This window comes from Streptomyces sp. NPDC059355 (genome assembly GCF_042752335.1).
Taxonomy (GTDB): Bacteria; Actinomycetota; Actinomycetes; order Streptomycetales; family Streptomycetaceae; genus Streptomyces.
The window spans coordinates 160,111-168,884 of sequence record NZ_JBHYXN010000013.1 but is presented as its reverse complement, the minus strand read 5'-3'; the positions used below and the strand labels follow the sequence as shown (position 1 = coordinate 168,884).

Below are 8,774 nucleotides of genomic sequence, written 5' to 3'. Positions count from 1 at the left end.
CGCCACCGGGGCGCTGCGGCTGACCCCGGAGGAGATCGCGCTGCTCTCAGCCGTCTAGCGCCCGTCCGGCGCCGCCTCCGCGGTGGGCGGCGGCCAGGGCCGCCGTTTCGGGGAACGCGGGGACACGGCCCGTGCCTCCGCGGCCGGAGACCGAGAGGGAGGCCGCCGCCATGCCGTACGCGACGGCGTCGGCCAGGCCGTCGCCGAGGGCGAGCCGGGCGGTGGCGGTGCCGGTGAAGCAGTCCCCGGCGCCGGTCGCGTCCACCGGACGGGGGTTGACCGGTACGGGGTGGTACTCCGCCCGCGCGCCGTCGTCGAGCAGCAGCCGGTCGGCGCCCGCGGTGACGACGACCGTACGCGCGCCCAGGGCCCGGTAGCGGGCGGCGGCGGCGCGCGGATCGGCCGTGCCGACCAGGGCCTCGGAGTCGGCGGGGCAGGAGGTCTTGAGCAGGCCGGTCAGCGGCGCGATCCGGGCCAGCAGCTCGCGGGCCCCGGCCCGACCGGTCAGGCGGGGCCGGAAGTTGGGATCGTACGAGACGTGCCCGCCGGCCCCGTGCACGGTTTCGGCGGCGGCCACCACCGCCTCTCGGCTGCTTCGGGACAGCGCGCCGGTGATCCCGCTGGTGATGAGGGCCTTCGTGCCGGTCAGCAGGTCCTGCCAGGACTCGACGTGCCGGGTGGAGAGGGTGGAACCGGCGCTGTGGGTGCGCCAGTAGACGAAGGCCCGGTCCCCCTCGGTGTCGGCGGCGAGCAGATAGGCGCCGTTGGGGCGGGGGGCACGGCGTACGTGGGCGACGTCCACGCCGAGCGCGGCCGCGCGGCGCAGCAGCGGGATGCTGAGCTCGTCGTCGCCGACCACGGCGAGCAGGGCGGTGCGGGCCCCTGCGGCGGCGGCCGCGGCCGCCGCGTTGAGGGCGTCGCCGGAGTAGGAGATGCGGGCCGGGGTGCCGTCGGCGGCTTCCCCGAGGGCGGTGTCGGCGTGGATCTCGACGAGGACCTCTCCGAGGACGAGGACGTCGTAGCGGGGGTCGTGGCCGGTCGCGTGGACGCCACGGAGCTCGCGGGCCATCCTCAGCGCCCCACCGCGGCGCAGCCGGTGCAGCAGGGCCGGGCCAGCGCGGCGAACACGGCGGCCAGTTCGCCCGGATCGTCGGGCAGGCCGCTGCCGATGCCGACGGCGGCCGCCCCCGCGGCGAGCCACTCCCGGATCTCGGCGGGCCGGATGCCGCCGGTCGGTATGAACAGCCCCTCGGGCAGGACCGCTTTGAGGGAGCGGATGAACTGCGGACCGCCGACGTGCGCCGGGAACACCTTCGCGGCGCCCGCGGACCGGACGGCGGAGGCTATCTCGCCCGGGGTGAACCCGCCCTCCACGAAGACGGCCCCGCGCCGGTCGGCGAGCGCCCGGACCTCGCGGGCCGGGTACGGGGAGAGCAGGAAGGCCGCGCCCGCGTCGAGGGCGGCCCCGGCCTGGTCGGCGGTGGTGACGGTGCCGACGCCGATCAGGGTGGCCCGGCCGGACGCGTCGGCGAGCGGGGCGGTCCGGGCGACGGCCTCGGCCCAGCCGGGGGTGGAGGTGGTCAGCTCGACCACGCGGCAGCCGGCGGCCAGCAGGCCGGTGGTCCGGCGGACCGCTTCGTCGGCGCCGGCGTCGCGCAGGACCGGCAGCAGCCGCTGGGCCGACATCGCGTCGTACGGGTGGCAGGACAAAGGACCCCTCCCTCTCCATCTGTTCCGCTGCGCCACACACCGCTTGTTCCACGTAATGGAACGCAGTACCGTGTAACGGAACCACTTTCCGCAGACCCTACCTCCACCCGCCCTGCCCTGGGAGAGCGCATGCCCGACAACGTGCCCACGAAGGACTCGGCCGCAAACCCCGCGCGCGGCGGCCGCACCTCGGCCGCCGGCACGGCGCTGGAGAAGTCGATGCGGATCCTGGAGGCGGTGGCCGCGCCGGGCGGACCGCACCGGCTCACCGATGTGGTGGCGGCCGCGGCCGTGCCGAAATCGAGCGCGTTCCGGATCCTCGCCTCGCTGACCGAGCAGGGATTCGTCCGCCCGGAAAGCGGATCGCGCTACGGGGCCGGGCCCCGGCTGCGCGCGCTGTCCGCCCTGGTCGGCGGCGGCGAGCCGCACAGCATCGGGCGGATCCTCCGCGAGCTCCGCGCGGCGGTCGGCCAGACGGTCCACCTGGCCCTGCACAGCGGGGAGACGCTCACCTACATCCGGAAGCTGGAGAGCGACCAGCCGTTCCGGACGGCCTCCCGCGTCGGGATGCGCATGCCGCTCCACAGCACCGCGATCGGCAAGAGCATCCTGGCGCACCTGCCCGAGGCGGAGGTGCGGGCACTGATTGCGAGCGCCGGACTGCCGCGCCGCACGCCGAGGACGCTGACCGGCACGGAGGCCCTGCTGGCGGAGCTGGAGGCGGTCCGGTCCCGGGGCTTCGCCGTGGACGACGAGGAGAACGAGCCGACGATCCGGTGCATCGGCGCCGCGGTCCTGGGCCCGGAGGGCCGCCCGATCGGCGGGGTCAGCGTCACCACGGTGACCTTCCTCGTCTCCCGCGAGGAGATCGAGGCGTACGCGCCGGCCCTGCTCAAGGCCACGGAGGCGCTCGCTCCGCTGCTGTGAAACAGTGGCCCGGCCTGCCCTCGGCAGCCTCCGGAAAAAATCTTCGGGTTCTTCTTCCGGATAACCGTTATCCGGGCCGCGCTCGACGGTCTCCCAGGTATCGGGCATCATCGACCGCCGGTACGGACAGGGAACCTCACATGACTACACAGCACACGGCAGCGCTGGTGGCAGCCGCCCGCGCGGGCGATCTCCGCGCGCAGGACGAGCTGGTCGGCACCTACCTGCCCCTCGTCTACAACATCGTCGGGCGCGCGCTGAACGGCTCCGTCGACGTGGACGACGTGGTGCAGGACACCATGCTGCGGGCACTCGACGGGCTGGGCACCCTGCGGTCGGACGAGAGCTTCCGGTCCTGGCTGGTCGCCATCGCGATGAACCGGGTGCGGGCGCACTGGCAGGCGCGGCACAGCGCTCCCGGCGAGAGCGGGCTCGAAGCCGCCTGGGAACTGGCCGATCCGGGCGCCGACTTCGTGGACCTGACCGTCCTGCGGCTCCAGCTCGAAGGCCAGCAGCGGGAGACCGCCCGCGCCACCCGCTGGCTGGAGACCGATGACCGGGCGCTGCTGTCGCTGTGGTGGCTGGAGTGCGCCGGCGAGCTGACCCGCGCCGAGGTGGCCGCCGCCCTCGAACTGTCCCCGCAGCACACGGCGGTACGGGTGCAGCGGATGAAGGCGCAGCTGGAGTCGGCCCGGGTGGTCGAGCGGGCGCTGGGCGCGCAGCCGCCGTGCGAGGGTCTGCGCGGGATGACGGGCACCTGGGACGGGATGCCGTCGACGCTGTGGCGCAAGCGAATAGCCCGGCACGCGCGTGAGTGCGTACGGTGCGCGGGGCTGTGGAGCGGACTGCTCCCGGCGGAGGGGCTGCTGGCGGGCCTGGCCCTGGTCCCGGTCTCGGTGGCGCTGCTGGCGGGCATACGGTCGGCCGCGGCCGCCGGCTACGTCCCGGCGGGCGCGGACTTCGCCCCGGCCGACGCGGCGTACGCGTACGACGGCGGCGCGGGCGCAGGGGCAGGCGGCCAGGCGTACTCCCCCGACGCCGGCACGGGCTTCGACAGCACCGGGTTCGACAGCACCGGCTTCGACGGCACGGACGCCTCCGACGCCGCGACGCAGCTCACCCCCACGGTCTCCGGCCAGGGCGGCATACCGGACGCCACCCCCGGCGGCGGCCGCAGCGTCCTGCGCAAGCGCCGGCAGAGCCGCCGGCGCGCGGTCGGCGGCGCCGTGCTCGCCGCGTGCGTCGCGGGCGGCGGGCTCGCCTACCTCGGCGGGTTCCCCGGCTCCGACGACAAGGACACCGGTGCCGCACCCGCCGCCCCGCTGTCCGCACTGTCCGCCCCCGACGCCTCCGCGTCCCCCTCGGACCCGGCCTCGCCCTCCGCTTCGGCCTCCCCGTCCCCCTCGGCCTCCGCCTCGCCGAGCCCGTCCGCCGAGAGCCCGACGCCGAGCCCCACGCCGACCAAGTCCAAGGCGCCGGCTCCGCGCCCGTCGGCGCCCGCTCCGGGACCCGCCCCGGCGGGCGTGGCCGGACAGGTCATCGCACTGGTCAACTCCGAGCGCGCGGCCGCCGGCTGCGGCCCGCTGAAGGAGGACCCGAAGCTGCAGTCCGCCGCCCAGGGCCACTCCGACGACATGGCGGCCCGGGACTTCTTCGATCACACCAATCCCGACGGAGCCGACCCGGGCAAGCGGACGACGGCCGCCGGGTACCGCTGGTCGACGTACGGGGAGAACATCGCGCGGGGCCAGCAGACCGCGGCTTCGGTTATGGACTCGTGGATGAAGAGCCCGGGCCACCGCGCCAACATCCTCAACTGCTCCTTCAAGGACATCGGCGTCGGCATCCACACGGGCCCGGGCGGCCCGTGGTGGACGCAGAACTTCGGCGCCAAGATGTGATCCGGACGCTCCGCCCGCGCCGTGGGCCCCGCGTGCTTCAAAACTCGTGCAGGATGGAGTCTGGAGCCGAAAAGGCTGATCAGGGCGGATGGCAGCGGACGGACGGAGCAGGGCACATGGCGAGGAAAGAGCTCCGTCCCCACCAGCGCGAGGCCGTCGACGCCGTGCTCCGGGCGCTCGAACTGCCCGCCGGCGGCCGGGTGGCCGCCGCCGGGCTGCGGACCCAGGTGATCATGGCCACCGGCTCCGGCAAGTCCCTGGTCGCCGTGCGCTCCGCCGAGGAGCTGCGGGCCGCCCGCGTGCTGGTCCTCGTACCCTCGCTGGACCTGCTCGTGCAGACGGCGGCGGCCTGGCGCGAGGGCGGCCGGACCGGGCGCGCCCTCGCGGTGTGCAGCCTGCGCCCCGCCGACGCGGGCATGCCGGCCACGACCGATCCGGCCGAGCTCGCCCACTGGGCGGGCCCGCCGGCGGACCGGGTGACGGTGTACGCCACGTACGCCTCGCTGGGCCTGGGCACGATCGAGCAGGCCCACCTCGCCGGGCTGCCGGGCTGGGACCTGATCGTGGTCGACGAGGCGCACCGCACCTCCGGGCGGATCGGGAAGCCGTGGGCCGTGGTGCACGACAACACCCGGATCCCCTCCCTCCGGCGGCTGTACATGACGGCCACGCCCCGGGTCTGGCAGGACGGCGCGGAGGGGGAAGAGGAGAGCGGCCCCGGGCGGGGCGAACTCGTCGCGTCCATGGAGGACGACCCGGACGGCCCCTTCGGCGCCCGCTGCCACACGCTGACCCTGGCGGAGGCCGTCGACCGCGGCATTTGCGCCCCGTACCGGGTGGTGTGCGTGGACGTCAGCGATCCGGGGTTCCAGGCGGCCGTGCTGCTGGGCACGGGTGCGCGCTCCGACGCCGTGCGCGGGTCGCGGCTGGCGGCCCTGCAGGCGGCACTGGTGAAGGCTGCCGCCGACCAGGGGTTCCGGCGGACCCTCGTCTTCCACCACCTGACCCGGGAGGCCGAGGCGTTCGCGGCCGGGCTGCCGGCGGTGGCACGGCGGCTGCGGGCCGCGGGTGGAGAATCTGAGCCGGTGTACCCGCGTACGGTCTGGGCGGACTGGCTGTGCGGGCAGCACACGGCGGCGCACCGGCGGCGGGTGCTGGCGGAGTTCGCCGCGGACGGGGGCGCCGACAAGGCCTTCCTCGGCAGCGTCCGGGTACTGGGCGAGGGCGTGGACACCAAGGAGTGCGACTCCGTCTTCTGGGCCGATGTACGGGGCTCCATGCCGGACCTGGTCCAGGCCGTCGGGCGGGCGCTGCGCATCCGTCCCGGCGAGGGCAAGGTCGCCTCGCTGGTGGTGCCCGTACTGCTGGGGCCGGGCGAGACGGCCGAGTCGATGCTGACCTCGCGCGCGTACGGGGACCTCGCGCGGCTGCTGGAGGCGCTGCGGGCGCACGACACCCGGCTGGTCGAATCGCTGGCCCAGCCGCAGGCGCCGAGCCGGCCGCGGGCGGAGTCCGGGAGCGAGGCCGTGGCCGGAGCCGGGACGCGGACCGGGGCGCAGGCCCTGCTGAGCTTCTCCACCCCGAGGGATCCGGCGCTGCTGGCGGCGTTCATCCGGCTGCGGGTGCTGCATCCCGAGCGCGAGCAGTGGCGGCGCGGGGTGGAGGCGGCCCGGATCTACACGGCTCGGGCCGGGGACCTGCGGGTGCCGTTCGCGTTCAGGGTCCCGGCCGAGCCGGGAGCGGGGGCCCGGGCCGGTACGGAACCCGCCGGCGAGGCCTGGCCTCCCGGGCTGGGCCGGTTCCCGCTCGGCCAGTGGATCGCCGACGCGCGGCGCACCCGCCGCCGGGGCGCCCTCGGACGGGAGCGGGTCGCGCAGCTCGACGAACTCGGCATGGTGTGGAGCCACTTCGACGTGGCGTACGAGGAGGGGCTCGCGGCGGCCCGCGGCTGGGCGGCGGAACACGGCCACCTGCTGCCGCCCGCGGAAGCCACCTGGCGCGGCGCGCCGGTCGGGGTGTGGGTCAAGAACCAGCGGGCCGCCGCCCGCCGCCTGGGCCCCGGCGCCCTGCCGCAGGAGCGCCGGGAGGCCCTGGAGGCCATCGACGCGTCCTGGTGTCCGGCCTGGGAGGTCTCCTGGCAGCGCGCCTTCCACCTGACCCGCGTCCACCTCGACGCGGGCGGTCGGCTGCCGCTCGCCCCCGGCGAGGTGGTCGTCCAGGGCGAGGACCTGGGCCGGTGGGTGCGCGGCCAGCGGCTGGCCTGGGAGCAGCTGGCCTGGGCGCAGCGCTGGCTGCTGGAGCACGCGCTCGGGGTGACCGGGGCCAGCCCGGCCGAGCGCCCGCGGCCGCGGCGCACCCAGACCGAGAAGTGGGCGCAGCACCTGGCCGCTGCCCGCCAGTTCCACACCCGCGAGCAGCACCTGCGGGTCCCGCGCGGCCACGTGGAGCAGGTCGGCGGCCAGGAGGTGCGCCTGGGCGCCTGGATCGCCAACCAGCGCTCACGGGCCTCGGCCCTCGCCCCGGAGCGCATCGCCGCCCTCGACGCCCTCGGCATGCGCTGGCCGGCGTCCGCCTGACCGCCGCCGGACACCTCCTGGGTCGTGTCGTCGAAGTCCCGTCCGGCCGGCGGGGCCCGGCACGCACGCCCGCCGCGTCGTCGTCGGTCACCGCCATCGCCCAGCCACCGCCGGGAGGTGCCCCCACCGCGTCGATTCCCTCCTCCGCCTCGCGATCGCACGCACCAGACCCCGCCGACCCCGCCCACACGGGCGGCCGACGCCACTTCGACGGCACTCCCTAGTGGTGGAACCCCGAGCGGGGTTCGGTCGCCGGGGTCGGCGGGGGCGTCGCCGTGAGGTGTTCGACCGCGTTGCGCAGGTCCGTGACGAGCAGGGCGATCTGGTCGCGGGTCACCCCGTGCCGGATCAGCACCCGCTGGATGACGGTGTCGTCGCGGGCGGCCGGCAGCGGGTACGACGGCACCTGCCAGCCGCGCATCCTCAGCCGGTCGGAGAGGTCGTAGAGGCTGAACCCGGCCGCAGCCTGGTCGGTGAGGCGGTAGGAGACGGCGGGGAGGCCGCCGAGGCCGTCGTAGAGCAGGGTGAACGGGCCCATGGCGGCCACCTCTCCGGCCAGGTACTGGGCGGTGGCGACGCAGGCCTCGTGGACGCGCCGGTAGCCGGCGCGGCCGAGCCTGAGGAACAGGTAGTACTGGGCGATGACCTCGCCGCCGGGGCGGGAGAAGTTGAGGGCGAAGGTCGGCATGTCGCCGCCGAGGTAGTCCACGTCGAAGACGAGCTCCTTGGGCAGGAGTTCGGCGGTGCGCCACACGATCCAGCCGACGCCGAGGGGCGCGAGCCCGTACTTGTGCCCGGAGGTGTTGACGGAGGCGACGCGCGGGAGCCGGAAGTCCCACACCACGTCGGGGTGGAGGAAGGGGGCGACGAAGCCGCCGCTGGCCCCGTCCACGTGGATCGGGACGTCCCAGCCGTGCTCGGCCTGGATCCGGTCGAGTTCGGCGGCGATCTCGGCCACGGGCTCGTAGTCGCAGGTGTAGGTGACGCCGAGGATGGCGACGACGCCGATGGTGTTCTCGTCGACGTACTCGGCGAGCTGATGGGGCCGCAGGCCCGTGGCGCCGGCCTCGATCGGGATCTGGCGCAGTTCGACGTCGAAGTAGCGGGCGAACTTCTCCCAGCAGATCTGGACCGGCCCGCACACGAGGTTGGGCCGGTCGGCGGGGAGTCCCTGGGCCTGGCGGCGGGCACGCCAGCGGAACTTGAGGGCGAGGCCGCCGAGCATGGCGGCCTCGCTGGATCCGGTGGTGGAGCAGCCGGTGGCCGCACCGCCGGCCGGCGCGTTCCACAGGTCGGCCAGGATGTTGACGCAGCGGGCCTCGATCTCCGCCGTCTGCGGGTACTCGTCCTTGTCGATCATGTTCTTGTCGAGGCACTGGTTCATCAGGCGGTGCACGCCGTCGTCGGACCAGGTGGTGCAGAAGGTGGCCAGGTTCTGGGCCGCGTTGCCGTCGAGGAGGAGCTCGTTGCTGAGCAGCTCGTAGACCACCTCGGTGGGCGAGTGGTCGTCGGGCATGCGGTACTTGGGGAGGATCTGGCCGCTCAGGGCGGACGTGAACACGTCCGAGTCGGCGTCGGCGTCGCGTACGTCTTTCGTCTCATGAAGAGCCATATTCGGACTATAAGTGACAGCTCATTACAGACAGCGCTAGCCGGGCAC

At 75.1% G+C, this 8,774-nt stretch carries 6 protein-coding genes; 3 read left to right on the top strand and 3 right to left on the bottom strand.

Going from position 1 to position 8,774, the window contains the following annotated elements; genetic code table 11:
• Window positions 1-46: 46 nt before the first annotated feature.
• Window positions 47-1,069, bottom strand: a complete 1,023-nt coding sequence (locus tag ACFXGI_RS15715; protein ID WP_384706274.1) for a PfkB family carbohydrate kinase — start codon at window positions 1,067-1,069, stop codon at window positions 47-49.
• Between the two features lie 2 nt (window positions 1,070-1,071).
• Entirely contained in the window at window positions 1,072-1,710 is a 639-nt protein-coding gene (locus ACFXGI_RS15710; protein ID WP_384706272.1) for a bifunctional 4-hydroxy-2-oxoglutarate aldolase/2-dehydro-3-deoxy-phosphogluconate aldolase, read from the bottom strand.
• A gap of 129 nt (window positions 1,711-1,839) precedes the next feature.
• Between ACFXGI_RS15710 and ACFXGI_RS15705 the strand changes: the two genes are divergently transcribed.
• From ACFXGI_RS15705 to ACFXGI_RS15695, 3 genes are all read left to right on the top strand, one after another.
• Window positions 1,840-2,637 (top strand): IclR family transcriptional regulator, encoded by a 798-nt coding sequence (locus ACFXGI_RS15705; RefSeq protein WP_384706270.1) that lies wholly within the window; start codon window positions 1,840-1,842, stop codon window positions 2,635-2,637.
• Between the two features lie 140 nt (window positions 2,638-2,777).
• A complete protein-coding gene (locus tag ACFXGI_RS15700; protein WP_384706268.1) occupies window positions 2,778-4,538 on the top strand; it encodes a sigma-70 family RNA polymerase sigma factor in 1,761 nt (586 codons plus the stop codon).
• Between the two features lie 116 nt (window positions 4,539-4,654).
• Entirely contained in the window at window positions 4,655-7,114 is a 2,460-nt protein-coding gene (locus ACFXGI_RS15695; RefSeq protein ID WP_384706266.1) for a Helicase associated domain protein, read from the top strand.
• A gap of 220 nt (window positions 7,115-7,334) precedes the next feature.
• Here ACFXGI_RS15695 and ACFXGI_RS15690 read toward each other — a convergent pair whose 3' ends face one another.
• A complete protein-coding gene (locus tag ACFXGI_RS15690; protein ID WP_384706264.1) occupies window positions 7,335-8,726 on the bottom strand; it encodes a glutamate decarboxylase in 1,392 nt (463 codons plus the stop codon).
• Window positions 8,727-8,774 lie beyond the last annotated feature (48 nt).